Source organism: Kribbella sp. NBC_00359 (genome assembly GCF_036097425.1).
In the GTDB taxonomy this organism is placed as follows: Bacteria; Actinomycetota; Actinomycetes; order Propionibacteriales; family Kribbellaceae; genus Kribbella.
The window spans coordinates 6,676,309-6,703,193 of the sequence record NZ_CP107975.1; the positions used below are offsets into that span (position 1 = coordinate 6,676,309).

29 protein-coding genes are annotated in these 26,885 nt (G+C 66.7%); 13 read left to right on the forward strand and 16 right to left on the reverse strand.

From position 1 onward, the window contains the following. Position 1 precedes the first annotated feature (1 nt). On the forward strand, positions 2-397 hold the full coding sequence (locus tag OG876_RS32475; RefSeq protein ID WP_328520494.1) for a hypothetical protein: 396 nt from the start codon (positions 2-4) through the stop codon (positions 395-397). 74 nt (positions 398-471) lie between these two features. On the opposite strand, the gene OG876_RS32480 is transcribed toward OG876_RS32475, so the two are convergent. After that, entirely contained in the window at positions 472-867 is a 396-nt protein-coding gene (locus OG876_RS32480; protein ID WP_328520495.1) for a nuclear transport factor 2 family protein, read from the reverse strand. A gap of 53 nt (positions 868-920) precedes the next feature. Between OG876_RS32480 and OG876_RS32485 the strand changes: the two genes are divergently transcribed. Then, positions 921-1,250 carry a cupin domain-containing protein gene (locus OG876_RS32485; protein ID WP_328520496.1) on the forward strand — a complete coding sequence of 110 codons (330 nt, stop codon included), beginning with the start codon at positions 921-923 and terminating at the stop codon, positions 1,248-1,250. Positions 1,251-1,316: 66 nt separating this feature from the next. On the opposite strand, the gene leuS is transcribed toward OG876_RS32485, so the two are convergent. Beyond that, positions 1,317-4,247: a leucine--tRNA ligase gene (gene leuS / locus OG876_RS32490; protein ID WP_328520497.1), complete on the reverse strand. Its 2,931-nt coding sequence runs from the start codon at positions 4,245-4,247 to the stop codon at positions 1,317-1,319. A 744-nt stretch (positions 4,248-4,991) separates the two neighbouring features. Between leuS and OG876_RS32495 the strand changes: the two genes are divergently transcribed. Continuing rightward, positions 4,992-5,768 (forward strand): phytanoyl-CoA dioxygenase family protein, encoded by a 777-nt coding sequence (locus OG876_RS32495; RefSeq protein WP_328520498.1) that lies wholly within the window; start codon positions 4,992-4,994, stop codon positions 5,766-5,768. 83 nt (positions 5,769-5,851) lie between these two features. On the opposite strand, the gene OG876_RS32500 is transcribed toward OG876_RS32495, so the two are convergent. The 8 genes from OG876_RS32500 to OG876_RS32535 form a co-directional block, all read right to left on the reverse strand. Further along, a complete protein-coding gene (locus OG876_RS32500) occupies positions 5,852-6,928 on the reverse strand; it encodes a hypothetical protein (RefSeq protein ID WP_328520499.1) in 1,077 nt (358 codons plus the stop codon). Positions 6,929-6,939: 11 nt separating this feature from the next. Further along, entirely contained in the window at positions 6,940-7,446 is a 507-nt protein-coding gene (locus tag OG876_RS32505) for a SigE family RNA polymerase sigma factor (protein WP_328520500.1), read from the reverse strand. A gap of 464 nt (positions 7,447-7,910) precedes the next feature. Beyond that, the gene (locus tag OG876_RS32510) at positions 7,911-9,413 is read right to left on the reverse strand and encodes a hypothetical protein (protein WP_328520501.1); all 1,503 of its coding nucleotides are present in this window, start codon (positions 9,411-9,413) and stop codon (positions 7,911-7,913) included. 236 nt (positions 9,414-9,649) lie between these two features. Further along, complete coding sequence (locus OG876_RS32515; RefSeq protein ID WP_328520502.1) at positions 9,650-9,823, reverse strand: hypothetical protein; 174 nt, start codon at positions 9,821-9,823, stop codon at positions 9,650-9,652. Between the two features lie 494 nt (positions 9,824-10,317). After that, positions 10,318-10,524 (reverse strand): hypothetical protein, encoded by a 207-nt coding sequence (locus OG876_RS32520; RefSeq protein WP_328520503.1) that lies wholly within the window; start codon positions 10,522-10,524, stop codon positions 10,318-10,320. 1 nt (position 10,525) lies between these two features. Continuing rightward, positions 10,526-10,996, reverse strand: coding sequence for a VOC family protein (locus OG876_RS32525; protein ID WP_328520504.1), 471 nt, complete (start codon positions 10,994-10,996; stop codon positions 10,526-10,528). Further along, on the reverse strand, positions 10,993-11,415 hold the full coding sequence (locus OG876_RS32530) for a hypothetical protein (protein WP_328520505.1): 423 nt from the start codon (positions 11,413-11,415) through the stop codon (positions 10,993-10,995). Before OG876_RS32530 ends, OG876_RS32525 begins: the two co-directional genes overlap by 4 nt. A gap of 249 nt (positions 11,416-11,664) precedes the next feature. Further along, positions 11,665-11,904, reverse strand: a complete 240-nt coding sequence (locus tag OG876_RS32535) for a hypothetical protein (protein ID WP_328520506.1) — start codon at positions 11,902-11,904, stop codon at positions 11,665-11,667. A 135-nt stretch (positions 11,905-12,039) separates the two neighbouring features. On the opposite strand from OG876_RS32535, the gene OG876_RS32540 reads away from it, so the two are divergent. The 6 genes from OG876_RS32540 to OG876_RS32565 all read left to right on the forward strand — a co-directional run bounded on the left by OG876_RS32540 (position 12,040) and on the right by OG876_RS32565 (position 18,121). Further along, positions 12,040-12,852 (forward strand): alpha/beta hydrolase, encoded by an 813-nt coding sequence (locus tag OG876_RS32540; RefSeq protein ID WP_328520507.1) that lies wholly within the window; start codon positions 12,040-12,042, stop codon positions 12,850-12,852. A 199-nt stretch (positions 12,853-13,051) separates the two neighbouring features. Then, positions 13,052-13,174, forward strand: coding sequence for a hypothetical protein (locus OG876_RS32545; RefSeq protein WP_328520508.1), 123 nt, complete (start codon positions 13,052-13,054; stop codon positions 13,172-13,174). Between the two features lie 169 nt (positions 13,175-13,343). Continuing rightward, entirely contained in the window at positions 13,344-13,745 is a 402-nt protein-coding gene (locus tag OG876_RS32550) for a hypothetical protein (RefSeq protein WP_328520509.1), read from the forward strand. Positions 13,746-14,039: 294 nt separating this feature from the next. Then, positions 14,040-15,677, forward strand: a complete 1,638-nt coding sequence (locus tag OG876_RS32555; protein ID WP_328520510.1) for a hypothetical protein — start codon at positions 14,040-14,042, stop codon at positions 15,675-15,677. Positions 15,678-15,924: 247 nt separating this feature from the next. Continuing rightward, positions 15,925-16,167, forward strand: a complete 243-nt coding sequence (locus OG876_RS32560; protein WP_328520511.1) for a hypothetical protein — start codon at positions 15,925-15,927, stop codon at positions 16,165-16,167. 655 nt (positions 16,168-16,822) lie between these two features. Next, positions 16,823-18,121 carry a S8 family peptidase gene (locus OG876_RS32565; protein WP_328520512.1) on the forward strand — a complete coding sequence of 433 codons (1,299 nt, stop codon included), beginning with the start codon at positions 16,823-16,825 and terminating at the stop codon, positions 18,119-18,121. A 676-nt stretch (positions 18,122-18,797) separates the two neighbouring features. Here OG876_RS32565 and OG876_RS32570 read toward each other — a convergent pair. Then, positions 18,798-19,142 (reverse strand): hypothetical protein, encoded by a 345-nt coding sequence (locus tag OG876_RS32570; protein WP_328520513.1) that lies wholly within the window; start codon positions 19,140-19,142, stop codon positions 18,798-18,800. Between the two features lie 730 nt (positions 19,143-19,872). On the opposite strand from OG876_RS32570, the gene OG876_RS32575 reads away from it, so the two are divergent. The 3 genes from OG876_RS32575 (at position 19,873) to OG876_RS44120 (ending at position 21,894) form a co-directional block, all read left to right on the forward strand. Further along, positions 19,873-20,379, forward strand: a complete 507-nt coding sequence (locus tag OG876_RS32575) for a DinB family protein (RefSeq protein ID WP_328520514.1) — start codon at positions 19,873-19,875, stop codon at positions 20,377-20,379. 39 nt (positions 20,380-20,418) lie between these two features. After that, positions 20,419-20,772 carry a hypothetical protein gene (locus tag OG876_RS32580; protein WP_328520515.1) on the forward strand — a complete coding sequence of 118 codons (354 nt, stop codon included), beginning with the start codon at positions 20,419-20,421 and terminating at the stop codon, positions 20,770-20,772. 750 nt (positions 20,773-21,522) lie between these two features. Beyond that, positions 21,523-21,894, forward strand: a complete 372-nt coding sequence (locus OG876_RS44120; RefSeq protein WP_442914041.1) for a hypothetical protein — start codon at positions 21,523-21,525, stop codon at positions 21,892-21,894. 200 nt (positions 21,895-22,094) lie between these two features. Here the strand turns inward: OG876_RS44120 and OG876_RS44125 are convergent, their stop codons facing one another. The 4 genes from OG876_RS44125 to OG876_RS32595 form a co-directional block, all read right to left on the reverse strand. Further along, positions 22,095-22,235: a DUF6086 family protein gene (locus OG876_RS44125; RefSeq protein WP_442914042.1), complete on the reverse strand. Its 141-nt coding sequence runs from the start codon at positions 22,233-22,235 to the stop codon at positions 22,095-22,097. Between the two features lie 160 nt (positions 22,236-22,395). Further along, positions 22,396-23,691, reverse strand: a complete 1,296-nt coding sequence (locus OG876_RS32585; RefSeq protein WP_328520516.1) for an ADP-ribosylglycohydrolase family protein — start codon at positions 23,689-23,691, stop codon at positions 22,396-22,398. A 215-nt stretch (positions 23,692-23,906) separates the two neighbouring features. After that, positions 23,907-24,500 (reverse strand): hypothetical protein, encoded by a 594-nt coding sequence (locus OG876_RS32590; protein WP_328520517.1) that lies wholly within the window; start codon positions 24,498-24,500, stop codon positions 23,907-23,909. Between the two features lie 324 nt (positions 24,501-24,824). Continuing rightward, entirely contained in the window at positions 24,825-25,415 is a 591-nt protein-coding gene (locus OG876_RS32595) for a hypothetical protein (RefSeq protein WP_328520518.1), read from the reverse strand. Between the two features lie 229 nt (positions 25,416-25,644). Here OG876_RS32595 and OG876_RS32600 point away from each other — a divergent pair, with 229 nt between their 5' ends. Beyond that, the gene (locus OG876_RS32600; RefSeq protein ID WP_328520519.1) at positions 25,645-26,166 is read left to right on the forward strand and encodes a DUF6985 domain-containing protein; all 522 of its coding nucleotides are present in this window, start codon (positions 25,645-25,647) and stop codon (positions 26,164-26,166) included. A gap of 50 nt (positions 26,167-26,216) precedes the next feature. On the opposite strand, the gene OG876_RS32605 is transcribed toward OG876_RS32600, so the two are convergent. Then, positions 26,217-26,615 (reverse strand): hypothetical protein, encoded by a 399-nt coding sequence (locus OG876_RS32605; protein WP_328520520.1) that lies wholly within the window; start codon positions 26,613-26,615, stop codon positions 26,217-26,219. Positions 26,616-26,885 lie beyond the last annotated feature (270 nt).

Below are 26,885 nucleotides of genomic sequence, written 5' to 3' on the forward strand. Positions count from 1 at the left end.
GATGACCTTCAACATCGGCAACCAGAACGCCGCCAACATCAACAACGTCGGCCGTGACCAGCACATCACGGGCGGTCAGACCGGCATCGTGGTGACATCGGAGCAGGCCCTGCAGGCGCTCGCCGACCTGCGAGCAGGCGTCAACGCCACGCGTCTCGACCCCGTGTCCTCGGTCGCCGTGGAGACGGAACTCCACGACATCGAGGCCGGCTTCCGCCAGCCGGAGCCGGATCGGACCCGGATCGCGCCGAGGCTCGAGCGTCTGACCCGCATGCTCCTCGCCGCTGGGTCCTTGGCCTCGGCCGGATCGGCCCTCGTTGGGCCCCTCGGCGTACTCGCGCACTGGCTGGGAGCCCTCGGAGCGCCGATCCTCGGCCTCCTGCCGGCCCTACTGTGACCACTGGCGTGTTCTCAGCTGCGCGGTCGTCACCTCGTTCACCGAGTTGCCGAGCGGTCGTTTGCCCGTAGCGTTCAGGGGCGGCGGATGTAGTACTCGGTGAACTCGCGGCAGCGTCCTTCGCCGTCGAAGCGCATGATGAAGCAGTTCTCGTACGCGCGGACGATGGGTCCGTCAGGCACTTCGCGGTATCGCGAACTGCCGGTGGCCACCACGGTGTCACCGTCGACGGCGACCGGAGAGTACTCGGCCTCGTAGGTGCCAGGCGCGTCGCGGGTGGAGGCGTCGCCCGACGCGCTCTGTCCGAGCCAGGATGCGACCACTGCGTCCCGGCCGGCGATCGGCTCGTCGTACGGGTGGTAGCGGTACGCGACGTTCTCGCTGAACAGCCTTGAAATCTCGCCCGGATCGTAGGACATCCACGCCTCGACGTACCGGTCGAGCCAGTCCTGAGCGGTCTGCTGGTCCATTGGCCCACCTTAGTCCGCTCGGGTTCACGCTCTTGCCGTGCGATCATCGACGGATGGATGTCTCGTCGATCGACGATTTGGCTGCTGAACGGCTTGCCAAGGCAGCGTCGGCCGAGAGCGGGCGCAGCTCGGTCACGGTCTACAGCAGGCCTGGTGCCCGTCTCCGGCAGACGCTCACGGCGCTTGCCGCAGGTCGGGTGATGGGTGAGCACAAGAGTCCCGGGGATGCCTCGCTGCTCTGCCTACGTGGCCGTGTCCGGGTCCGTGCGGGCGACGCGGAGGTCGAGCTCGGTGCTGGTGATCTGGTCGCGGTGCCGCCGCAGCGCCACGACGTCGAAGCCTTGGAATCGTCCGTCCTCCTGCTCACGGTCGCACTGCACTGATTCTCGCGCTGACCCCCGACTGCGGATCGTGCGGTTGCTGATGGCAACTGCTTCCGTGTACGAGCGTTACCCGGTGACGATGTTGACGAGTCGCCCGGGCACCACGATCACCCGCTGTACGTCGGCGTCGGCCAGCATGCGGATCACCTGAGCGTCGGCCAACACCAGCGCCTCGGTGCTCGCCTTGTCGGCATCGGCAGGCAGCACGGTCGTCGCCCGCACCTTGCCGTTCACCTGCACCGCGATCTCGACCGTCTCGGTCGTCAGCAGGGTCGGGTCGGCGATCGGGAAGGTCTCCCACGCCAGCGACCTTGCATGCCCCAGCCGCGACCACAGCTCCTCGGCGACGTGGGGTGCCAGCGGGGCCAGCATCAGCAGCAGTGGCTCGACGACCTCACGCGGTGCTCCTCCGGCCGCACCCCATCGCGCGGTCAGGTGGTTGTTCAGCTCGGTGATGCGGGCGATCGCGGTGTTGAAGCGCAGCGCTTCCATGCCCTCGCGCACGGCCGCGATGGTCCGGTGGAGCTGCCGCCGGGTCTCCTCGTCGGCCGCGTCCGAAGAGACCCGCGGCGAACCGGTCTCCTCGTCGACGACGTTGCGCCAGACTCGCTGCAGTAGCCGGTAGACACCGATGACAGCCTTGTTGTCCCACGGCCGGGATTGCTCCAGCGGACCGGTGAACATCTCGTACAGCCGAAGCGTGTCCGCGCCGTACTCGGCGTACATCTCGTCCGGGGCGACGGAGTTCTTCAGGCTCTTGCCCATCTTGCCGAACTCGCGGGTGACCGGCCGGCCCTCGTAGGTGAAGCTGCCGTCAACCTCGGTGACCTGCGCCGCCGGTACGTAGAAGCCGCGCTCGTCGGCGTACGCGGCGGCCTGGATGTAGCCCTGGTTGAACAGCCGGGCGAACGGCTCGGACGCCGACACGTGCCCCAAGTCGTACAGCACCTTCTGCCAGAAGCGCGCGTACAGGAGGTGCAGTACGGCGTGCTCGACGCCGCCGACGTACAGGTCGACACCGCCGGTCGGATTGTCGGCGGTCGGCCCCATCCAGTACCGCTCGACCTCCGGGTCGACGAAGCGGTCGTGGTTGGTCGGGTCCAGGTAGCGGATCTCGTACCAGCAGGAACCGGCCCACTGCGGCATCGTGTTGGTCTCGCGGTGGTATTTCTTCAGCCCGTCGCCCAGGTCCAGCTCGACCTCGACCCAGTCCGGCAGCCGGGACAGCGGCGGCTCCGGCTCCGAGTCGGCCGCGTCCGGGCCGTCGTACGTGCGCGGCGAGAAGTCCGTCATCTCAGGCAGCTCGACCGGCAGCATCGAGTCGGGCAGCGGCACCGGCAGCCCATGCTCGTCGTACACGATTGGGAACGGCTCGCCCCAGTACCGCTGCCGGCTGAACAGCCAGTCCCGCAGCTTGTACGTGATCGCCGGCTCGCCCCGGCCCTGCACCTGCAGCCAGGCTGTTATCCGGGTGCCCGCCTCCTCCTTACCCAGTCCGTTCAGCGAGACGTCGGCGTTCGCAGAGGCGACCAGGATGCCGTCGCCGGTGTATGCCTCCGGCCACTCGGCCGGTGGGGTCTGCGGGCCGATCCGGTGCCGCTCGGTCCACTCCGCCGGCGGCTCGATCACCTTGACGACGGGCAGGTGGAACTTCTGCGCGAACTCCAGGTCCCGCTGGTCGTGTGCGGGCACCGCCATGATGGCGCCGCTGCCGTAACCCATCAGCACGTAGTCGGCGACGAAGATCGGCACCTGCTCGCCGTTGACCGGGTTGAGCGCTGTTGAGCCGGTGAAGACGCCGGTTTTGTCCCGGCCCTCGGTTTGCCGCTCCAGGTCCGAGCGCCCCGAGGCTGCTTTGCGGTACTCGGTGACGGCCTTGCCCGGCGTCGGGGCGCCACCGGTCCACTCCGGGCGTACGTCGTCCGGCCACCGGTCGGCCGTGACCTCGTCCACCAGCGGGTGCTCCGGGGCCAGAACCAAGTAGGTGGCGCCGAACAGTGTGTCCGGCCGGGTCGTGAAGACCTCGATGTCGCCGGCGGGGGAGCCGAAGCGGACCCGCGCACCGCTCGACCGGCCGATCCAGTTGCGTTGCATCTGGGCCACCGACTCCGGCCAGTCGACCGAATCCAGGTCGTCGATCAGCCGGTCCGCGAACGCGGTGATCCGCAGCATCCACTGAGTCAGCGGCCGCCGGTAGACCGGGAAGTTTCCGCGCTCGCTGCGGCCGTCGGGGGTGACCTCCTCGTTGGCCAGCACGGTGCCGAGGCCGGGGCACCAGTTGACGACCGCATCCGACCGGTACGCCAGTCGGTGTGCGTCCACCACGTGCCGGCGTTCCACTGTGGATAGCTCGGGCCACGGTCGGCCGTACGGGTTGGTGCCCTGGTCCGGCTCCCGGACCCTGGCGTCCAAATCGGCCCACAGTTCCGCGACGGGGCGGGCCTTGCTCGCGGCCGCGTCGTACCAGGCGTCGAAGATCCGCAGGAAGATCCATTGGGTCCAGTGGTAGAAGTCGACGTCCGTGGTGACGATGCTGCGGCGCAGGTCGTGGCCCAGGCCGAGCCGGCGCAGTTGCCGCCGGTAGGTCCGGAGGTTCGCCTCGGTCGTGTCTCGGGGGTGCTGCCCGGTCTCCACCGCGTACTGCTCGGCTGGCAGGCCGAACGCGTCGAAGCCCATCGTGTGCAGCACGTTGGCCCCGGACATCCGCAGGTAGCGGGCGTAGACGTCGGTACCGATGTAGCCCAGCGGGTGGCCGACGTGCAGCCCAGCGCCGCTCGGGTACGGGAACATGTCCAGCACGTAGCGGCGCGGCCGCCCGGCGACCTTGTCGAAGCCGTCGGACAGCGGCCCGGTCGGGTTGGAGGCATGGAAGGTGCCCTCCCGCTCCCATCGGTCCTGCCAGGCCCTCTCGATCCGCCCGGCCAGCGCCGCGGTGTAGCGGTGCGAAGGGATACCGGCCGGCAGTGTCTCGGTGGACCCGTCGCCTACTTCGCTCATCGTCGCTCCTTGTCGGGTACGGATACGAAAAGAGCCCCCGTAGTCCACGAGGGCTCGCCGCACTGACTGGATCTGTCAGCGCGGCCCGGTAAGGAGGAAGCGGATACTCACCCGTCGATGGTAACGCGGCCAACGGCGTACGATCCGCGTCGGCAAAGGCTCAACCTCCCGTCGGTTCTGTGGGGCTGGCTGCTGGTGTACGAGCGCTGGTATCGCGCGGCCGCCGAGACCGGCCACAGCATGGCCTTAGAGAATCTCGAGGCTTTGCTGTGTGACCGAGATGGCCCAGGCAACACCACCGAATCCGTCGGCGAGGCTTGACGCTCGCCAGCCATGCCCCAGCCACCTTGTGCAGTCGAGCTGGTGAGTTCTGAGTTGGGTGTCAATCTGGGCGAGTTGGATGTTTATCGGTATACGAATGGCGTCAGGATTGGATCGTGACCGCAATCATCCACGTCGTTCACGGCCCGGCGAGCCGCATTCCGGCGGACTGCCACGGGCTCCGCTCGTACCTGGACGAGGTTCTTGCGGAACCTCGCGACACCATCGCGGTGCCGCATTGCCGGCGATGGTCGCGTGGGATCTGAGTACCTCGCGAACGCTGACAGCCACCATCCGCGGGTTGCGTCGAGATGGTGGCTGTTGCGCTGACCACCAGCCGATTTGGTGATCCGTCCGACTCCCGGTCGCAGTGATGCCAGATCCGGGAAGCCGTTCCAACAACATGAAGAAGAGGACACAGTGATGCTCGATCCCGTCGTCGACAAAGGTCAGCTGACCGAGACCGACCGCTTCATCTTCGAGTCGTGGGGCTACTTCATGATTCCCAACGTCTTGACCAAGGACGAGGCCGCCGAGGCGTACGACGTTTCGCGGCGCCTGCACCAGAGCCGCGACCGCGAGTTCGGGCAGATCGGCCGGACCTACGAGAGCGAGCCGGTTCTCGAGCGGCTCATAGATCATCCTGACGTCCTTCCGAAGGTGCAGGGTCTGCTCGGCGACCGATTCGTGCTGCAGGCCGGCTGGAACACGATGCAGCCGGCGCACGCGGGGAACGGCCGTTGGCACCAGGACGGATCGTCCGCCTTCGACTTCAAGGACCTGGGATACCCGGTTCCGTTGCTTCAGCTCCGCGTGTCGTATCTGCTCACCGATCAGACCGTGCCTGGCATGGGCAACATGGAGCTGATTCCCGGCAGCCACCGCTCGCGGGTCGGTCTACCTGATTCAGTCCGTGAGCGCAACGACGACATCGCGATCGGCCATGTCGTATGCGCCGAGGCCGGGGCGGCTCTGGTGTTCCACAACGGCGTCTGGCATCGAACCTTCCGCCACGACGGCGACTACGATCGCTTCACGACGCACTACGTCTACAGCCCACCGTGGGTCCGCATGGCCGACCGTTTCACCAACGACCCCGAGTTCCTCGAGCGCACCACCCCCCTGAGGCGCGCCATGATGGGGGAGTTCGCAAGGCCGGACGCCCCATTCGGCGCCAACTACGATCCCCTCCCGATCTGACCCACGGACCCGCTGAACCGTGCGAGGCTACCCGACCCGGAGACCAGGACGCCGGCCCGGGCGATTCCGGGCCGGCGCGCCGATCACTTCTCGGGGTAGAGCTTGCCGAGGAGCTTTCCGTCCTTGTCGTACGCCCTGACCTTCAGCTGCTCGTCGTTGGAGTGACTGTTCTTGTCGAGCGCGGTGAAGGCGTACCAGCCGTCCTTGAGCGGCGATTCGTACGTCGGGCCGGAGCCGATCTGTACGACGACCTTGGCGGTGTTCGCCGGTGCCTGCCCCCAACCGGTGGGCAGTGACCGGCCACAGATGTTGCCGTTGCAGTCCGTGCGTTCGGGAAGGATCGTGGCGATCTCCTTGCCGCGGGTCCCGTCAGGCCACTCGATCCGCGGGTAGTCCGTGTCAAGGTCGTCGAGGCGCACTGCGGTGGCCCCCCAGCCGTAGCCGGCGCCCTGCTGGATTTCGTCCCTCGTCAACTGGCAGGCGATCGCTGTCTTGCCGGACGGTGAGATCGCGATCAGCAGTTCGCGGCTGAATCCGCGGTAGTTCTTCTCGCCATCCAGATTCAGACGGTCGGAGACCAGGATGTGCCATGTGGTCATGTCGACCCATGCGTTCACCGAGCAGTTGCGAAGCTGGTCGGCTGGGTCCTTCGGGAACGGATCCGCCTTCGCGGCAGCGACCAATGCGGCGGACGGTTTGTCCCCGCCGGGGATGGTGCAGTACGGGGTCACCGGGTCCCCGGCAGACATCTTACGGATGTAAATCTGCGAGCTGACGGACCGGAAGCCGGTGCTTCCCTTCATCGTGCCCTTTGCGCCGGGGTACCGCAGCGCGCAGCGGCGTGCGGCCTCCTGCCTGGAGATCCGCTGGCCGGCGCCGTCCTCGCCGCGGGGGACACCTGGGACCGGGCTGAACTGGGAGTTCTCGGTTCGGGTGCCGGCGACACCGGGGTCGTTGCCGGTGGTGGTGAGGTTGGGGATGAGGGTGACAGCGAGGGCTGCCGCTGCGACGCCGACGATGGCGCCGCCTGCGCCTAGGAAGCGGCGGCGCCGGAGGCCACGGCGGCCTCGGGCGAGGACCGTTCCGGTGTCGAAGTGATCCAGTGGTTCGGTGTCGGCCAGTCGGCGTAGCTCAGCGCTGACCTCGCGGGTGTCTTCCATCTCGTTCTCCTTCACAGCGCCGGACTCCGTCGCCGATCGATGGCCTTGCGGAGAGTGTCGAGGCCACGGGCGGCCTGGCTTCTCACCGTGCCCTCCGAGCACCCGAGGATCTCTGCGGTCTGCTCGATCGAGAGGTCCTCGTAGTACCGCAGGACGACGCAGGCACGCTGCCGTGGCGCCAGTGCTCGCAGCGCTTCGAGCACCTCGTCACGGTCAGCGTGCCCAGCCGCGAAGTCGCCGTTCTTGACGGCGAACTCCGGGACCTCGGCGATGGTGACCTCCCGACGCCAGGGGCGCCGGCCATCGTCGTACGCGACGTTGACCAGCATCCGGCGGGCATAGGCGAACGGATTCCCGGCCCGTTGCACCTTCGGCCAGGCGAGGTACAGCTTGTAGAGCGTCTCCTGGACGACGTCATCCGCCTTGTGCCGGTCGCCGCCGATCAGGTACGCCGTCCTCCGTAGCGACGGAATCGCCGCCTCCACGAACTCGACGAACGCCTCGTCCCGCTCCGCCATCCCCGCCTCCGCTCTCCCTGTCCCTCTCAAGACGGAAACCCAGCCCGCTTACGCTGCATCCGCTGCACACTTTGAGATGCACGAGACGTCCGAGGAACCGCTCGACCTCGAAGACGTTGCCGTTGGGTACGTCGTGATGTCTCGCCGCTCGCCGCAGACCAAGACCGTGCGGTCGCGGCAGCCGGCGCACCCGGCCACCGTCTGTGTGGAGACCTTCACGGCGGCTCAACTCGCCCAGCGCAAGCGCGAGTCGGATGGCCGGCCTCGCTGTCTTCGGCGGAGCGGCGGCGAGAGTCAAAGGTGCGGGTCTACTCGCTGTGCGAGAACTGTGTCCGGAAGATGGAGGGCGCCGCGCGACGCGTGGACGACGGCTGAAGAACACGAGACGGTCTTGGCCGCGACCAAGTGGGCGACCTGAACAGAAGCGACCTGGTCGGCGTGGGTCTTGGACCTGCGTGTGTCGCCTAATTGGTGGCGCGGTCTGTGCCGGGCCAGGAAAACAAGGTCGAGATCACGAACGTGCCCTCGGTCACGTGGTGGGAGACCTGGAATTCGAGGTGGACGAAGCCGACATCGTCGGGCGTGAACACATGGGTGCTGTAGCTGCGGTCGCTCGCAACGCGGCGGTCCACTCCAGCACGCCAGTCCGTGGCAGCGGCGGTGGGGAAGCCCCACTCGGCTGCGTACTCCGCGATGAGCCGCTGGGTGGCATCGGGGTCGAGTCCGGCCGCCGGTTGCTGCACCATCAGCCGGTCGGGGTCGCTCATCGGTGTCGAACTCAGCATCACCGCCTCCGCCGCCTGCGTGCGGTACACCCGCCCGCCGGGCAGCAGGACGGTGAGGTCAAATGGCCGGCGGTTGGGATTCATCCAGACCTGGCTGTCCGCGTCCGCGTCGAACCCGGCGGAGCCGCGGGTAGGTGGGCTCGTAAGGTCGATCGTCCGGTCCTCGGTCGAGGCTTCCGACAGCGGTTTCGTCGGTGGGATCGCGGAGACGTCTCCGGCTCGTCCGGCGCTGACGTCCACGTCCCACCGTCTGAAAGCACCGGCGATGAGGCGGCCGGCGCGTTCGAGGAGACGGTGTCCGACCGCGCGCTCGGACACCGGGGTGCCGGCCAGCTTGCGTGCTTCGTCCGCGTGGTCCCGGACGAATGCGAGGTACGTCGGCAGTGTGTCGTCCTCGATCAGCCGCCAGCGGTTCGCGAACACGGCGATGTTCCCGTTGGCCAGCGGTGTCCGCACGACTATCACGCCTCGCGGCAGGCGCGCGACCAGCGCGAACGGGAACCGCTCGGGGAAGGAGTGGACACCGGGTATCGATGCTGCACCGACGAGTGTCAGCAGATACGTGAACAGCACGCCCTCCGGCCGATCGTGGCGCAGCATCTGGAGGTAGAAACGGTCGATGATGTCGAACTGCTCGCGGAACAAGAGGGTGCGGTTACCGCGATCGATCAGCGTCGCGTCGTTCGTCGCCTGACCGCGGTCGATGTCCTGCCAGGCCTCGAGGGTGGCCACATCGATGATGCGCAGCTGGTAGAGCTCCTCGATCTTGTGCAGACCGCCGGCGACGTACGCCTCGTGCATCGTCGCCTGGTCCTCGAAGATCTTTCTCTGCATCCGTAGGAATGTCGTCGCATAGAAACCCAGATCGGCCACGCTGTGCACAGTGAGGCGTCTCATCGGCCGCCCGAACACAGCCATGGCCATCTTGCGGGCGGTGTCCGGCAGAAAGCCGAGATCCTGAAATCCGGCGTAGAACGACGGGCCGATCAGGCTCGCCATCCCAGCCCACTCGAGGTGCGAGTGCTCGAGGAACAGCTTGCCGTAGTAGTCATAGACAGCCTCGACCGTCCGCCGGTTCGCAGCGAAGCCACGAGCGGGCCGCCACGTCTCTCGATCGATCCCCGCGCTCTTGAGCGCACGATCGAGCCAGACCTCCTTCACCACATGGGCTTCCACAGACATTTCGCCCCCGGACATCACACGCCGATCAGACCCCGCACCACCTCACGCACCCCAGGATCCGGCACGACAGCCGCACTCCAGCCACCGATCAACGCAGCGCCACACCACCTAAGACTCTCCACCCCTGCCTCAGATCCTCCTCCCCAGCCGTAAACCTGTGAAGGGATCAGCCCAGCACAGGCAAATGTTTGCCGCCGTGCCGACGAAATCCAGGCGCTGTCGCGCTGCTCGGCGAACTAGACGGCAGTCGGCTGGGCGGTTCGGGCGACTTGGGTGTCGCACCAGATGACTGTCCGGTTCCGGCCGACGATGCTCATGGTCCGGCCGACCTGGGCCGCCAAGGCTCGGTTGCGGTAACTGCCATAGTCACGGTTCGCGCCGAAGGCCAACTGCTTGCGTGTCCGGCTCACGATCTGGTGCTGTAGCAGCCTCCATGCCGTGAGTGAACCTGACGGAGAGGGAGGCGGCGATGTCAGGGAGCGTGGAAGGCTCGTTGCAGGAGGCGAGCGTGCCGTTGCGGCACGCTGTCGAGATCCTGCGTCAGCGCCCGGCCGACCACGCAGCGGCCAAGGCACTGGTGCCGCAGCTTCACGAGCTGCGAAGTCTGATGTCGACGGTGACGCTGCTGATGAGTTCGTTCGACCTGCCTCGGTTCGCCGAGGTTGTGCGCCCGAGTCAGGGCGTGCGGCCTGTACGCGCGCTGCAAGAAGCTGACGCCGAGCTGAGTGCGGTGGCCAGGACTGCTATACGCCGCCCCGGTTCCTGGTTACGACTCGCAGTCCGACTTCGCATCCATGGGCCTCGACGCCGAACTCATCTTCAAAGCCGAGGTCAGCGCCCTCCTGGCGCCACGTAGCTGAACCGGAGACCTGTGGCGGTGGGTCTCCGGCTCAGCGAGTCGCGGTCAAGCGTGGGGTACTACGACGTGCTTGACCTCGGCCATGTAACGGTTGGCCGCGGTTGCGGCCTCATCGGGATTGCCGCCGTCTTGGCGGTTGACCATGTATGCCGCGTACCAGTCCCACCAGTCGTGTGGGGGTGCGACTGCCTCGAAGGATCCGTGGCGCAGGGCGGTTTCGTGGAGAAGCTGCGCGAGTTCCTCGACGTTCATGTCAGACCCTTCCGGGGATGCGCTCGGTGACTTCTTGCAGCACCCACTGGTTGCCGTCGGGGTCCGAGAAGACAGCCTGGCTGAAGTAGGACCGGCCTTCCGGATCGCGACCGGGCTTGGGTGGTTGTCCTGGTACGGCGTTCCAGATCTCGCCCACATCGATGCCGCGGTCGACCAGTTCGGCTCGGGCTGCCTCGATGTCCTCGACAACAAGCAGCAGACGCTGCAGCGGAGCCGGGCCGGGCGGACCGAACTGGATCGAGGCCGGCGAGCCGGGCGGGGTGAACTGCACAGCGCGAACCTTCTCGCTAAACTGGACGTCGATGTCGAGTCGCCATCCGAGGCGTTGGTAGAACGCCTTCGCGCGATCGAAGTCGGTCACCGGGATCGGCGTGACCTCGAACCTCATCGCAACGGTTGCGAGGTCCTGCCCCTCGGGCGGAGACGGGACGGTAATGGGTGTGGTGTTCACGGGTCTACTCCTTGGACGTCAGTCGGGGTGATGTTGTGGGGGCATCGGGTCGCGACCGCGATGAGCTCGCGGAGTCGGCGCTCGGGCTCGCTGTCGCGCCCGAGACCGGGGGAGGCCAGGGGCGCCATCCGGGCCTGGGTCGCAGGGCGAGCGGCGGAGACGAAGAACGCCGCGAGCGCCGGTGGCAGTTCGTCGGCGGCAGGGGTTGTATCGACGAAGGCCTTGGTCTCCGCGGTCGCTCGCTTGTCGAACGACGCGATGCGTCGCGCGATGCGGTCGGCCTCGTCGTCGGGTACGACGCGATTGACCTTGATCGGCCTGTGGTCGAGCGTAACGCGCCAGTGCTGCGGGGTGACCCCCTCGACGGAAAGTGCGGTGTGGCAGTCATGGACACCTCCGGATCGGGTCGTGCAGGGCATGACTCAAACTCTCCTCGCGTCAGGACCCGCTCGCACCAGTCAGAGGACCTGGTCGGACATCACCGGTGACGTGCCCCGACTGCGACGTACTCGAGCGCGACGGCGCAGCAACCGACGCATCGGCCCCTTCGTCGGCCACGTGCCGCGGCGGCGCCGATCTCCCCAGCTATCGATGAAGCTGAGGGTCGCCGTACCGCGCCTCCGGGAGCGCGGCGATGGGTAGTGACTGGTACCGAACCGGTTCAGCGGTCATTGTGGCTTCCCGTTTTCGGCCCACCGTTGAAAGAGGTCGACCTGCGCTTGGGACCACGCCCCGTCGCAGGGCATGGTGCCTTCTCGGAGACGCGCGAGGATGGGTTCGGCCAGCCGACTGACGTCGTCGTACGACCAGAGGTCGAAATGCCTCAGCATCGATTGGCGGTCCTTTTCGCGGAACAAGGGTTTGATGTCGGTCTCGAAGCCGGTCGGATCGTTGTGGTCGTCTGCCATGACTTCCTCCTGGCGGTCGACCACAGGCTAAGCCCGGATCCACAGATGGTTGAAGGTCGCACTCCTGTCACATCTCGCGGGGCTGTTCGGTCAAGAGAGGTGTAACCAGATCCTCGCCGGAAGGACGGCCCGCTCATGAAGACCATCGTTCTCGTCCACGGCTTCTGGGTGACCCCGCGCAGCTGGGAACACTGGATCGACCGCTACCAACGGGCCGGTTACCACGTCGTCGCGCCGGCCTACCCGGGGTTCGAGGTCGAGGTGGAGGCACTCAACGCCGACCCGACGCCGATCGAGGCGTTGACGGCCCCGGCGATCATCTCGCACCTGGAGTCGGTGGTCGGCGCCCTCGACGAGCCGCCGGTCATCATCGGCCACTCCGCGGGCGGTGCGTTCACCCAGGTCCTGCTGGACCACGGATTCGGTGTTGCGGGCGTGGCGATCAACTCCGCCCCGACCGAGGGTGTGCGCGTCATCCCGCTGTCGCAGCTCAAGGCGACGTTCCCGGTGCTGAAGAACCCGGCGAACCGGCACAAGGCCGTCGGCCTGACGCCCGAGCAGTGGAAGTACACGTTCGCCAACACCTTCACCGAGGAAGAGTCCCTCGAGCTCTACCAGCGGTACCACGTGCCGGCCTCGGGGCGGATCTTCTGGAACAGCGTGCTGGCGAACTTCGAGCCCGGCCCGCAGGACGTCCACGTCGACTACCACAACGACAACCGGCCCCCGCTGCTGTTCGTGTCCGGCAGCGAGGACCACCTGATGCCGCCGAGCGTGCAGCGCTCCAACGCCAAGCACTACAAGTCCCCGAAGACCATCACCGAGATCAAGGAATACGAAGGCATGCCCCACCTGCTACCCGCGCACAAGGGGTGGGAGGAGGTCGCCGACTACGCCCTCGCCTGGGCCGCCAAGCAAGCCGGCTGGCCGACCGCAACCAACGCCTGAACGACGTCTGTCACGCACATCGGGCGGGCCGACGGTCCTGATCGAAGTACACGGCTGGCGTCTCCTCACTGATCCGGCGCTTGATCCCTCGGAGGTCCTCGGAGCTGTAAGGCGGTGGCTGACCTCAGTCAACTTGAGGTCGTATTCAAGTCGACACAAGATCGGCAATGCTGAGCTGCGGGATGGAATCGAGTCGCAGGTGCAGAGCGTCGAGCGCACGCTTCCCGAGGACATCGCCCGCCTGGTGACCTTCGTCGTTGCCAGTCCACGACGCGTCGCGGTGAACGAGATTCCCGTCCGGGCCGCGGACCAAACCTGGTGAAACGGGGTCACGGCCCGGCGGAACTGGGAGTCGCGCAGGGGATGAGTACGGCGGTCAGGGTTGTGACGCCCTGGGCAGGGTGGACCGTCAAGCTCGGGTGGCGGTAGGCGATGTGGATGTCTCCACGAGATGGGCGGCTCGACCCTTGAGCCTGTACCAGCCAAGTCTCGTGGAGGTTGCTGTGGGCAATGAACGGCTGAGCGCCGAGGATCTGCACGGGGTACTCGAGGCAGAGGTACGCGAGATGACGACCGCTACGGACTGGGCCACGCGGCTGGAAGTGGCAGCATTGTTCCCGGCATTCGGTGCGGCCGGTCAGAACTACACTCTGGGCGGCAAGGTCGACCAGCAGGTCAATGGCTTCCGCGTAGGCGTCGTGTACGACGTGACCGACACAGTGGGCCCACCGATACATCTTCCACACCCGGCAGCTCCCGGCAATCGCACGGTACTCATCGGAGTGTGGGACGCATTGGCCAGCGAGGCAACGGCGGACGACTTCCCCACTGCGTATGACCGACGGGCGATGCATCTCAGGTCGTCACTCAATACGAGGGCAGTCAGATCGTGATCGCCGATCACCTGGACGTCCAAACAACTCCGGATCATCAATGGTGGCCGCGCCCTGCCCCGGACCTTCACACCGCCAGATAACGAAGTACGGCTGGAGTACCAGGCCGAATCTGGGACGATCCCCGGGCGAATTGAGCACTACTACTCAGCTCGCGCCGGCGTCTCCGCGTGCAGACTGAGCTGAAGCCGCTGCGTGCGCCGAGGGGGCAGGTCTGGGGTGCACCACGGGATGATGGCCGGTCGCCGCCGCCGGTCCCTGGAGCATCGTCGACAGGGGAGGAGCGCAGTCGGCGTGACTGTGCGGGCCAAGCAAGCAAAGATGTTCGTCGTCGCGGTCGTGCTCGTCGTCGCGGCAGCGGGTGGTTGTGGCGGGCAACGGCCCGGGGGTGGGTCGCCTTCGGCGCCGGTGTCGCCTGATCTGGTCAAGATGCGCGGAACGGCTGCCGACGACGCCGGGTCGTACGAGTTGATCGTGGACGGAAACAGGCGGTTCCGGCAGACGTTACTCACTGGACCAGACGCCGGCGCGTACGTCGTGTGGGACGGCAAGGTGTTGCTGTCCTACGACCCGCAGAGCGATCCGAAGTACCAGCGGCAGGAGCACCCGAGCAAGGACGAGTTCCCTGGAGCGACGTTCTTCTACCGGCCCGGCACGAAGGAGTTCGCCGACATGTGTCCGGCAGCGAAGCGGCTGGGAACGACGACACTGTTCGCCAGGTCAGCGGTGCGCTATCACTGCGACAAGGTGGTGCCGGCTGAGGACTCGCCGGCGGAGCCGATGGACGCGCGAGAGATCGCTCTGGATGAGCAGACCGGCCTGGTCCTGGCGGACGGCGGCCCGGACAAACTGACCGGGGTGACGTTCGCCCCTGTGATCGCTACCGACACGTTCTCGACGAAGATGCCACCTGGCGGCGACAACGCAGCACCAGGAAGCGGTCCGTCCGGACCGGGGCTGGCAAAGACCGAGGCCCGGCTCCGCCAGATCGCGGCCACCACGGCGACACCGATCTACTACCTCGGCGCCGAATTCCACGGATTGCCGCTGGAGGACGCGATCATCTTCACCGGGGGCACCGAGGCGCAGGGCGATACCTCCCTCGACCCCGGCCAGTCATTGAGCGTGGGCTACGGATCCTATTGCAGCGAAGGCACTTGCAGTTCACGGATCGAGGTCGGCGCCGAGGAAATCCCACTCGACCAGAACGTTGCCGGGTGCTCGCGGCTGGCCCCGATTCACGCCGTACCAACCGTCTCCCTCGCTGGTGACTCGGTCGTCGTCTTCACTGGCCCGCTCGCGATCCGCGTCGGCACGACGCCCGGCGATGTCGAGCTGGCCGCACAGGCCGCGAAAGAACTGCGCCGGGTCGGTGAGTCGGCCGCGGCCGGGACGTTGCCGCCTCCGCCGGCGTCGAAACTCACGCTCATCGATGCCGCCTGCGGCCGTCGCCCGGGCGAGCACGGACCGGGACTGTACGACGATCCGGCACTCAACCCGGCCTCCGAAGGTATGCCGGCCTTCACCGTGCCGCGTCTCGGCGGCGGACAACTACGCTGGGCCGACTACACCGGGAGACCGATCGTGGTGGCCGCCGGCGACGTCACCGACATTGCCCCGGCAGTCCGTCGCCTCGCCAAGTTCACCTCCGGCGGCACGTCGCCAACCGTGATCGGCCTGACCTGGGACACCGTCGGCGACAAGGAGCATCCCGCGCCGACAGCCGAGATCCAACGCAAGGCCGGCCAACTGCCGGTCCCGGTCGGCTACCCGGCCACCGAGCCCGCCGTCTGGCTCAGCGACGCCGCGGGCATCGATCCGAGCCAGTCCGGAGTGATCGGATTCCTCGACAGCAAAGGCATACCGTCGACCCTCCTACCCACCGACGCATCCGACGCCGAAGTCCGCACCGCGCTCCAGCAACTTCACTAGTCACATCGCACCATCGCTCGGCGAGCAGCACCAGGCTCGCGCGCACTCCGGATCAGCGTCGTCGGCAATCACCGTTACCTGACAGAACGCATCCCGCGGCTGTACGCGTGATCGGACGGCGCCTTGGAGGATGTCGATCTCATCGACGTTGGTCACCAGCAGTACTGCGACGCCGGACCAATCGAGCGAATATCCTCGGAGGGGCTCGCTGCACGCGGGCGGCGGGCAGACGGCAGGGAGGCCGCCGATGAAGGGTGATCGGGTCGAGATCGTCGTCGATGTCGGAGATGCCACCCGCACTTACGAGGTGGTGGCGACCAGGGCCGGACGTCGAGTAGAGACTGCGGTACGACGCGGCCTGGTCGAGGTCACCGAGCTGACCCGAAGTGGCGCCGTAGTCCGCACAGCACGATTCATGGCGAGTCGAGTCGTTGCCCTGGTGGAACACCCCGTAAAAGAAGGCAAACCGACCGAGCCCGACGACCAATAGCCGCCGCCTCCGTCGGTTCCGACGATCAGCACCGTTCGGTCGGGGCAGCAGGTGGAGGGGGATTGTGGTCTTGTCGGATAGTGCCTCGGGAGGTGTCGCGTGCACCGAGCGGACAGCCAGTGGCCAGGCCCAGGGTCCTGCGGTCCACCTCGGGGCGAGCATCGCGTACCGGTATGGAGGACCACTGCCAGTTCTTCGGTACGCCGAATCCGCCCCACGTTTTCCTCACCCGGGCATCCCGCCGCGATCCAGCTCAGGCACATGCCGGCCAGCCGAACCGACACCCGGTTCCGCGGCGAGGCCGTCGGCGGGTGGTAGGGGGAGTGGCGGCGATTCTCGACAGAACTAATGGCACCGCTGGAGAGGTCCTCAACTAGGCGATGACCTGAACCCTCCACGCGCCGCTCGTGCCGCGATCAGCTGGGGTGCGTCTGCGGGTCCTGCGACGGCGATCACGATGCGTGGCAGCTCAGCAACCTTCCTCCCCGGCTCCGGGCAGGGGAGCCGAGGGCGCTAGATCGCCGTGTAGTTCCGGAGGACGACCTTGGCTGAGGCGTTGCGCGGCTGCCTGTGCGGATCGATTATGAGGCATTGATTGGGGGGTGCGCCGGTTCCGTTCTGAGTCGTCCGCGCCTCCCTGGGGAAGGGGAATCAGATGAGGAAGTTCGTGCTGCTCGTGGGAGCCGTGCTAGCGCTGACGCTGGGGTTGCTGACGCCGGCGTCTGCGGTCACGCCCGGCGCACTGACCCCGGCGACGGCCTCTGCCAGGTGTCAGGCCTTCTTCGGCGTCCCAGCCGGACCAGAGCCGTTGTCTGCCTGTCAGTGGGACATGCGTGCGATCGGAGTCGGTGCGGCGTCGTACGCCAACGCCACTGGTGCCGGCGTCGACGTGGGAGTGATCGACGGCGGGGTCGACTTCACCCACCCCGACCTTGTCGGCAGCATCGACGTCGCTCGGTCGTGCTCGTTCATCTTCTCGACGACGCCGACGGCCGACCCGCGGGAGGTCGCCAACGGTAACTGCAGCAACAAGGCCGCAGTACAGGACCTGCAAGGCCACGGCACGCACGTGTCCAGCACGATCGCCGGCCGGGTCAACGGCGTCGGCATCGCAGGCGTCGCACCCCGTGCCAAGATCGTCGCCATCAAGGCCTGCACCATCGCGGGCTTCTGCTTCGCCGACTCGGTGGCCGCCGCGCTTCGGTACGCCGGTGACCAGCGCCTCGACGTCGTCAACCTCAGCCTGTTCGCCGACCCGTGGCTCTACTTCTGCGGCAACGACGCCGAGCAGCGGGCGATCCTCGCAGACCTGGCGAAGGCCTCTCGGTACGCACAGCAGCGCGGCGTCGTAGTCGTGGCCGCGGCCGGCAACGAGGCGCAGGACCTGGGGCACCCGACCACCGACACCATCAGCCCGGACTGGCCGCCGGACACAGCCGTGACCCGCGAGGTACGCAACAACTGCCGAGTGGCGCCTGCTGAACTCCCCGGTGTGGTCGCGGTGTCGGCCTCTGGCGTGAGCACGCTGGCCAGCTACTCCAACACCGGAGGTCCGACCGTGGACGTGACGGCGCCGGGTGGCGACGCGGCGCAGACTCCTGGTACGACGTTCGGCCGGGTCCTTGCGGCCTGGTCTCGCACTGATGGCACCGGCCAATGGGAGGCCTTGGCCGCCGCCGGGCGCGGGGTCGAGGACGCCAACGGCGCCCGCTGGGTCTGGATCAGTGGGACGTCGATGGCATCGCCTCACGTGGCTGGGGTGGCAGCGCTGATCCGTCAGCTCCACCCCAACTGGAGCCCGGGTGCCGTGGCAGCGCAGATTCGGCGCACTGCGACGCCGACGGCATGCCCGGCCGTCTGGCCGGCCGATGACGTCCGCCAGTGCACCGGCGGGCCGTCGAGCAACACCTTCTTCGGCGCCGGCATGGTGAACGCCTTGGCGGCAACCTCCTGACACCGAAGCGCTGAGTGGGGCGGGCACCAGCCCGCCCCACTCCCGCCGCCCGTGACTCGAAGTTCCGCGCTCGCTGCGTGTGGACTCCCTCGGGGACGAGGCCTTGTCAGTGACAGGATTCACCCCGGCCCGACGAGTCCCGGAGAGAGCCACCGCGGGGGCCGCGAGTACGCGCAGATCGGCGCGCTCTCGCCGGACGGTCAACGGGCACGACTTCCACAAGATTATGGGTGAGGACAGTTCCGCCTCGGCTGAAGAGGAGGCGCTCCGATGGGAATCGGGCCACCTCGAACTGGTTCCCCGATATCCCCAGGCCGCACGGTGAGGACCTAGACACCAGGTTGGGTGCTGTCATGACTAAATGCGCGCCTCGGACCATCTGAGACCGGACGGCATTGGTGCGAGCCTCCAACCTCATCATGCCATGAGCGGGAGTCGCATTGAGGTCTCCGCGGGACGACGCTCATTCCCTTACCTACAAGGCGTTTTCGCCTTCCTGATTGTTGCGAGTTGGGCCTACTTCAACACCGCTGTTGCGCCCAGTTCGCTCCAGAATCCTCTCAGGGCGGTAGGCGGTCCAGTGACCTGCCGACGCGCCTCCTCGGATGTGCGCTCGGAGGACAGCACGGGCGTTCGGGGTCCTCCGCCGTGCCGTTGCGGGCAACTAACCGGCGTATCACACCGAGAGCAGACGTAGCGAAGAAGCTGCGAATACCCTCTCGCTGCCTGTGCAGGAGGTTGCGTGCGCAGCCGATGGTGGAACGTAGCCGCCGCCCAATACGACCCTGTCGCCCATTTTGGCAACCGTCTGTCCGGAGGTGTCGATCAGTACGATCGATCCGTCGCGCACGGCTGCTGAGAATCCGGGTGGCCAGGCCACATCGATGCGACGTCCACCGTTGTGGACGACCAGGCAATTGGCAGCCACATCCACCCCAAGAATCCCTTCCAGCCGCGCAGCCATCCTCTTTGCCGGGCGCCGCTGGACAGTCAGCCCCGGCGTCTGAAGTGGATCGCCCATCACTCCTACTCTCTCTAGAACTTCAAGTTCATGCAGGGGATCGCTGCATCTACTCGTTGCGCGTTGTGGCTCGGGCCAGGGCCTGGGTCGCTGGTCTCACCGGACCTGGTGAACAGAGTGGCACGCCAGGTGGCCGCGCGTCGCGAGTTATCCGCAGACGCTCAGTGGCACGTAAGCGTCAGCACCGACGTGAGCACCTGCTCTCGCCATGCGGACCAACCGTCGTTACCTTGGGAGCCGCCTCCGGACCTGGCGACACCTCATTGTCGGGTTCTGCGGACAGCGCAAGCGTGGCCCATGACCCGCGGACAACCCTGAACAGCCATCAACAAAGCCTGACCACTGAGCGCTGTTTGCTAACGGACCTGCTAACAGGCGGTGTGGATTGCGGCAGAAAGGCAGGGACGAGGGAGCCGGGTTCCACGCTCAGCGAGGGCTCGCAGGCAGGCGGCATGGACCCGGATGGGCGGGTGATCAGCAACTTTGAATCTCGAAGACCAGGATCGAGACCTGGCGGGGGAGCAGGGCAAACCTCGGTCCGGAGCCCTCCCCAGCGGGGTTTGGCAACGGATCTGCTAGCACGTCGCAACTCGGCCGCTTCCTCGTCGGTCGAGTCCGAGGCGGGGAAGCTGCCGCCGTCCACGGCAGCACATCGACTCTTCGAGGACGCGGCCCCACTCCACCGGTAACTGATGGCGAAGGGGGTCGACGCGCACGTAAGGTTGCTGGAATGTCGACGTGGACCGCGCCCGAGCGACCCGAGCCGCCGAAGAACCCGATCGACGAGCGGGCCGCGCTCGAAGACCGCCTCGAGTTCCAGCGCACGACATTGCTGCTGAAATGTGGTGGGCTGACGCCGGAACAACTGGCGCTGCGGTCGGTGCCGCCGTCGACGCTCTCGCTGCTCGGCCTGGTTCGGCACCTGTCTGGAGTCGAGGCTTGGTTCCATGCGTACGACGGTCAACCAGACCACATGTACTTCTGGGACTACGTGCCGGGTTCGAGGGAAGGCTGCGACGAGGTCGATATCGCGCGTGCCGCCGACGACCTGGCGAGCTATCAAGCGAGTGTCGCCCGGTCGCGGAAGGCCGTCGCGGGGCGCGGTCTCGACGAAGCCATCCCGGGCGAGGACTACACGCTGCGGTGGATCTACCTGCACATGATCGAGGAGTACGCGCGCCACAATGGCCACGCGGATTTCATCCGTGAACGCATCGACGGCGCGACGGGCGAATAGCCTCCGCCCGGATCCTGCTGAATTGGCATCATCGTCGCTGTGAGCCGCGACATCTTCATCGAGGACATCCCGCCAAACATCCGCAGCGTCGAGGAAATCCCCGACTCGTGGCGGCCGTCCCCGCTGCCGTTCGGACTCGCTGAGGTCGTGGCCGCCGTTCGGGAAATCGTCCCGTCTGCAGACTTCAGCGACCCCACTTGGGGACAGGTCGGGATCCCTGGCGCAGCCATCGAGGTCAACATCTCCGACGAGCCGCAGCTCGACTCGTTCGTCCTGCACGTCCGCGCCGCCGACCAGGCCGCCGCCGACCAGTTCGCCGCGCAACTCCTCGACCGACTCAATGTCCGAGCTTTCGACCCCGAAAGCGACACCGGCTTGTTCAGAGTTCTCTAGTCCATCTGCAGACCCACGCTTGACCGAAGAACCGGCCGCGGACGGTTCGTCAGTTTTTAGGCGAGGTGTCAACCATCAACTGGCACGGAATCGTCAGGCATCAGGTGGCACACGACACGAGATCCGAGCTTTTGTCCTCCGCCAACGGATGCGCGACGCCACGGAGGCGCGGCTTGTGCGAGAGGCTGCAGCGCGGATTCGGGCGGACGGGTGACTCCGGAGCTCATCGACTTGCTCGGACGCTGCCTGCAGACAATGCCGGGCAACCACCTTCCGAGCCATCGCGCGCACCCGGCACCCCTCATTATGAAGTGCCTTCAAACCTGCTGAGCGGGCTGAGTCCAAGCTGACGGTGTGCACGTCCTGTATCAAGGCCCCAGGTGCACAACAACCCCGGGCGGCTCACACACGCAGCCAGTACGGCGGACCGCAAGTTTCGCCGTACAGGGCCCAGGCTGCAGGGTCCGGCTGCGAGGCTGGGCACAGCGGCGACACCTTCTCTGGACAGGCCGGCGTACTCAGCAAGGAGTGAGCTAGCTGCTTCCAGGGCGAGGGCCAGGAGCGTATCTTGAGCGCGTGGCGTCGAGATCTTTGCCGCAACGCGTAGCCCGGGCGGTCGGCGAAAGCCCGCTCTCCGAGCGCGTTGCTCGTGCTCAGGATCTGGTTTACGGGCCACTGATAGAACGGGTACGACGCAGCCCGCTGCACACCGACGTGCTCGGTCATTCCCTACATCCGTCGCTTACCGACGTGACCGCCGGGTGCTGGCTCAGCACGTCCCTTCTCGACCTCGCCGGAGGGTCCGAGTCGCGTCGTGGGGCGACGCTCCTAGCCGGGTTCGGATTGCTGGCGTCCGTGCCGACGGCTCTCGCAGGGGCCGCAGACTGGGCGGAATTGTCAGGCGCCGAACGCCGGATCGGTGCGGTCCACGCCCTCGGTGCGGACACTGCAACGTTCCTCTTTGCCGGATCACTCGTCGCGCGGCTGCGCGGCAGGCACCGGCTCGGCACAAAGCTTGCCATCGCCGGGAACTTCGTCATCGCGGGTGCGGGCTTCCTCGGCGGGCATCTGGCTCTGCACCGCGGAACTGCTCGCCGAACTTCCATGGCTGAGCGCAACTAGAGCTCCCAAACCAATGCAGCAGCCATTATCCGCACGGGCGCTTTCGTAGGCCCCGCCCGACCAGAACGCGGGGGGACCATGGGCCTCTCGGGGACGGGCAAACGCTCGACCCGCGGTTTGCTCCTTACCGCGGCATGAAGCGCAGCACCGGATGCGCGCGCCTGAGCGAACGTGCTGAATCGCTCGACATCGAGTCGGCACTAGTCGGCCTCCATAGGCCCCGCGCCGGATGCCAACGACAGTTCATCCTCGAAGAGGCGCGCCCGGCCGAGAACCACCCGGGAGACCCCCGATGACGGGGTCCAAAGCACGACGTCACCAACCCGGTAGTACTGGCTCATCCGAGCGCCTCTTCGTTCACCCGGATGAGGATAGGTGCATCGCCAGCGTCGTGACCGCTCGTCGTCATGAGCGCGGATCGCGGCTATGTGCGGATGCTCCAAACGCTTCGGCTGTGACCTCGGGCGGGGGCGGTCGGGCGCGGGTGGTGCTGGCAGGGACTCAACCCAGGTTGTTGGCGGGATCCTCGGTGTCCCGGACGTCGCGGCGGACAAGCGCGTATCGGCGTGCCTGTCTGGTGGGGTCTTCCAGGGTCAGTACCGTCACCTCTCGGTTGAGGGCGTCGGTGCCCCGTCCTACCCGTGCGGTCATGACGAGCGGCTCGCCTTGCCCGTACTCCTCGACCTTCGCGGGCTGGCGGTTCTGCCGGAACAGGTAGTGGGTGACGCGGATATGGATGGCGCCGCCAGGGTGTTGTTCCCAGGTGAAGCGTTCCGTTTCGGTGGCCAGCGCGTTGGCGTGTTCGAACCAGCCGGTCCCGCGGGCCAGGAAGGCGACGCGACGTCCTTCCATCGCCCCCATGTAGAGCGCATCGTCGGCCCATAGACCGAGCAGGGACGGACCGTTGGCATCGGTGGGGCCGGATGTCACGGTGGGGGAAGCCCAGGAGAGCAGGCGGGCGTCCAGGTCCCACAGGTAACCCCGCCCGTACGGGCCGTTCTCCAGGTCGCGCTGCAGCACCACAGGCAGATCGCGGGTAATCTGTTGCGAGCGTGACGCCGCGGCCATCGCCGTGGTGGCGACGGTGTCGACATCGCCGGTGAAGGCGACACAGGTGCGCAGGATCTCACTCAGACTGCCGTTGGCGGGGGTTGTGATCGCGGTGAGGGCCGCCCGAACGCTCATCCAGCCGTGTGCACCTACCGTGCCGCGCCAGGGTCGTGACCAGCCGCCGGCACCACCACTCGAGAGCAACTGCTGGTCGATCCAACGTCCCACCTCTGCCACCGGCCCCAGCTCGAAGTGGCAGTAGTGCACTGCCAGCGCGGCGGCCTGCGCGGCCTCGATGCCGGCCGGCGTATCGTGCGTTACGCGGGCCTGTACGGCGGCGTGGTGCAGCACGTCGGACACCGTCGGCAACAGGCCAATCGGCCCGGCCCGCATGGCTGCACCGCTCTTGTCGCTGTGCGGATTGATCCGGAACAGCAACTCCTCGCCATCACCCACCTCGCGCAGCAGCCGATAGAAGCCGTCGGCGTATCCCTCGCGCTGATCTCGTTTGAAGACGCGGACGAACTGGTCGGCCAGCCGCTGTGCGGTCCACGGTCCACCCGAAATCAGCAGTTCGGTGATGGCGATGGTCATCTGCGTGTCGTCGGTATACGCACCCGGACGAACGCCTGAGTGGGCTGGATGCTGGACGTATCCCTCCAAGGTGTTGTGCGTGGCGACAAATTCCGGATCCGCATACTCAAACCCAGCACCGTAGGCGTCACCGACGGCCAGTTCGACCAGCACCGCACCCTCCTATCTGCTCACGCAAGACCATCGTGGACCAAGCCAAGCCCGTCGGCCCGGAGCCAGCCCGACGCCCCCTGACCCAATCATCCGATCCCCGGCGCTCGTTCATCGGCATGACCGCGCGGAATGCGGCAGATCCGGTTGCCGCAGCGCACGCCATCTGCGGCACGTCCGAGCGAGATGGTCCCTTCGTCGGGCCGGTCTGGCGACGGTCATGAATGGTTGCCCAGTCGTCGCCGCACCACACGCCGCCGCAGGGTGGGCGAAGCCACCACCTCGTAACCAGCCTCGAGGAAGACCTGCACCAGCCCGACCGACGCCTCGTCCCAGATCACGGTCTTGCCCGGCGGCGGCTCGATCGGGTACCCCTCCAGGACGCGGGCGCCGACCTGCTCGCCGTACTCAACGGTGGCGGCGGCGAGCTCGTAGGTCAGCCCCGACTGACGCCGGCCCTTGCGCACGACGAAGCACGTGACTGACCAGACGCCCTCAAGCTCGGGGTCCATCCGCATCCACGCCTGCTTCCGGCTCCACAGCCTCGGGTAGTTCTCCCGCGGCTCGACCGCGACCCAGCCGGCCGCCTCGCCGTCGACGTACCCGATCAGCCCCGACGTCGGTCCGGTGGTACCGCAGGCGGTCTGCTCCAGCAGCGCGGCATCCCTCTGCTCCTGGGTCGTGTCCCGCCAGATCCAGCCGGGCACCTTCAGCGCTTGGCAACGGCACTTGTGGGCTCCGCCCATGGCGAAGACCGCCTCGACGTCCTCTGTCGATGCTTGATTGGCCGGGAGCCACATGAAATCAGGCATGCAGCCATCATGCTCTTCGCTGGGCATGCCATCGTCGAAGACCGCGGTCCACCACCGCACGCGAACGAACCGGCGGAGGGTCTGGGAGAGACGGTCGTCGTACCAGCAGGTCCACGCCTTCACTATCTGCGGCGAATCCGGGCGTTCCGCCCGGAGATCCGTACCTCTGACCAGCACATGGCTGAAGCTCGAAGCGGGCAGCGAATAGACGAGGAGTGGAAGCGCTACGTCAGCCTGCGCGAGGAAGAGTGTGTGACAGAGCTCGAGGTCATGGCCAGCACCAAAGCGATGACCAGGATGAGGCAGGCGATTGGCCACAGCCACTCAGGGTTGTGGGGCCAGGCCCACGAGTACGGCCGGAATGGTGAGGGCGATGGCGAGACCGGCGGCGGCCAAGATGTCGACAACGCGCCGCCTGGTCGGGCTTTCCTGAGTCTCCGCGTAAGAACTCTCGGGAGCCTCGCCAGGATTGCTCGATCGCGGGGTCTGCGCCCAGTAGGTGTTCAGGCTGGCCGCGCGCTCCTCGGCGCGCTTGGGCTTCCACAAGCCCACGGCGGTGCAAGGGCGACCACCTCGCCGAATGATGATGATTCCGTGCGAGCCGGACCTGGCCGAAACGACGTTGTCTCTGGCGATTCGGTGAGTCCGCAACCGATTGCGCACAACCAGCTCGTCGGGTGACAGCCAGACCGCGGGCCGTACGACGCCAAACCACCACAGCGCCGCGTACATCGCGATCGCCGTGAGCGGGTCGCTGATCGGGTGGTCGTCTTGCATCGCGGTGGAGATCAGGGCGATCGCGCCAGTCGCGACGACTGCCGCTCCCGTGCCGAGCCGGATGGACAGGGCCACCCGCCAACAGCGGCCGACCGCACCGTCAGCCAACTGCGGTCCCACGCGACGCTCTGTGCTCACACGCGAATCATCGCAGGCACACGCCTGGCAGGCGAACCCGCTGCCACACTCGCCGCGCCGAGGGTAACCAGGCCAGGCCCGGCGGCACATTTGCTCCACGAGCGCTCGACCCGATAACGCCGGGCCCTGGCATGGTCCGCAGTTGGCCTTCCCGTCGAGCCCTTCCTGAATTCGGCATGAGCGCGCGGAACGCGGCAGATCAGTGCGTTAGCGGGCGATACTTCGACCCATGACCCGCACGGTTCCAGGCCTCGGCACGCTGGCCAACGAAGAGTTCGACTGGCTGGTCAGCGAGCCGCTAGAAGTTCAGGCCCTCGGATCCCCATGCCGCTTCACCATCGATGGATTCGATCCTTCGTGGTCTCCGAGGCTCGCCGCAAGCGTCGAGCGATTTCGCAGCCTCAGTAACGAGGACCTCCGACGCCAGGCCGGCGACCACGTCTGGGCCTACTACCGCGACTTCGCGGAGCGCTACGGCTCCGAGCCCGGCTTTCCAGCGATACCCGGAATCGAAGCAGTGTGGGACTTCGTCACCCTCGGCAATCAGGTTTGGGTGCAACGCGACGAAGCCCATTGGTACCTGAGCATCGAAAACGAGTGCGCATGGGAACCCGAACACGGGCTGAACCTCGTATTCAAGGACGGCGGGCAGTTGGTGAGAGTTGGTCAGGTCGACGGACACCTGACCAACCGAAGTGCGTTCGCCGACGACTCGATCCCCGACGAAACCGTTTACGTCAGTCTCTTCTGAGCTGCGGCGACCAGCTCGCTTTGTGGCAGATCCGTGCGTCCAGGTGAGCCTCATCCGCTGGGCGGGGCTACGCTTCGCCACCAGCGTTCGTCGACGTTCACTTCATCTGTGAGTTCGTCTCTGTCCCGTACATGTTCCACGAACTCCTGAGGAAGCCGCACGTGGTGGTCGAGTACATAGTGGGCAAGTCCCTCAGGCCAGATGTAGACGCCGTCGGTCAAATCGAGGTTGCCGTTGGTTGCGTTGTCGCACAGGCGGCAAGGCGACAAGCCCATCCACGCCCGCGCGACCAGGCCATTCCTCAGGTAGAGGCCGACTTCCAGGCGCTCGTCTTCGTCCCAGTCCTCATCAACGAACTCTCCGACGTCCGGCCAGCCACGGTCTGCGTAGCCGCCGCTCCAGTAACCGATCAGGATCAGCGGATTCTCAAACGGGTTCATCGAGGGCACGCCAAGATGATGGCAGCCTTTCGAAGGTGTTGTGGGTGTTCAGCCATCCCAGGGAACCACGAGCCACCGGTAGACCGGAGGCTCAGGGAACATCCTGACATCGGCAGATCAGGACGTTCCTAATCGCCTGCTGGCCTCCGGTCTGTGGCACCGTCTCGCCTTCGTGGCGATCGTGGCAGTCCGTGGGGAATCAGACGCCGCGTTCTCCGCGGCGTCGTTGGAGGCCGTGGGTCTCGTGGTCGCAGGTGGCGGTCATGCCGTGGCCTCGCC

Coding starts and splice junctions, on each gene's coding strand:
- OG876_RS32475 (WP_328520494.1), top strand. CDS start 2: ATGACCTTCAACATCGGCAACCAGAACGCCGCCAACATCAACAACGTC.
- OG876_RS32480 (WP_328520495.1), bottom strand. CDS start 867: ATGGACCAGCAGACCGCTCAGGACTGGCTCGACCGGTACGTCGAGGCG.
- OG876_RS32485 (WP_328520496.1), top strand. CDS start 921: ATGGATGTCTCGTCGATCGACGATTTGGCTGCTGAACGGCTTGCCAAG.
- leuS (WP_328520497.1), bottom strand. CDS start 4,247: ATGAGCGAAGTAGGCGACGGGTCCACCGAGACACTGCCGGCCGGTATC.
- OG876_RS32495 (WP_328520498.1), top strand. CDS start 4,992: ATGCTCGATCCCGTCGTCGACAAAGGTCAGCTGACCGAGACCGACCGC.
- OG876_RS32500 (WP_328520499.1), bottom strand. CDS start 6,928: ATGGAAGACACCCGCGAGGTCAGCGCTGAGCTACGCCGACTGGCCGAC.
- OG876_RS32505 (WP_328520500.1), bottom strand. CDS start 7,446: ATGGCGGAGCGGGACGAGGCGTTCGTCGAGTTCGTGGAGGCGGCGATT.
- OG876_RS32510 (WP_328520501.1), bottom strand. CDS start 9,413: ATGTCTGTGGAAGCCCATGTGGTGAAGGAGGTCTGGCTCGATCGTGCG.
- OG876_RS32520 (WP_328520503.1), bottom strand. CDS start 10,524: ATGAACGTCGAGGAACTCGCGCAGCTTCTCCACGAAACCGCCCTGCGC.
- OG876_RS32530 (WP_328520505.1), bottom strand. CDS start 11,415: ATGCCCTGCACGACCCGATCCGGAGGTGTCCATGACTGCCACACCGCA.
- OG876_RS32535 (WP_328520506.1), bottom strand. CDS start 11,904: ATGGCAGACGACCACAACGATCCGACCGGCTTCGAGACCGACATCAAA.
- OG876_RS32540 (WP_328520507.1), top strand. CDS start 12,040: ATGAAGACCATCGTTCTCGTCCACGGCTTCTGGGTGACCCCGCGCAGC.
- OG876_RS32560 (WP_328520511.1), top strand. CDS start 15,925: ATGAAGGGTGATCGGGTCGAGATCGTCGTCGATGTCGGAGATGCCACC.
- OG876_RS32565 (WP_328520512.1), top strand. CDS start 16,823: ATGAGGAAGTTCGTGCTGCTCGTGGGAGCCGTGCTAGCGCTGACGCTG.
- OG876_RS32570 (WP_328520513.1), bottom strand. CDS start 19,142: ATGGGCGATCCACTTCAGACGCCGGGGCTGACTGTCCAGCGGCGCCCG.
- OG876_RS32575 (WP_328520514.1), top strand. CDS start 19,873: ATGTCGACGTGGACCGCGCCCGAGCGACCCGAGCCGCCGAAGAACCCG.
- OG876_RS44125 (WP_442914042.1), bottom strand. CDS start 22,235: ATGAGCCAGTACTACCGGGTTGGTGACGTCGTGCTTTGGACCCCGTCA.
- OG876_RS32590 (WP_328520517.1), bottom strand. CDS start 24,500: ATGCCTGATTTCATGTGGCTCCCGGCCAATCAAGCATCGACAGAGGAC.
- OG876_RS32600 (WP_328520519.1), top strand. CDS start 25,645: ATGACCCGCACGGTTCCAGGCCTCGGCACGCTGGCCAACGAAGAGTTC.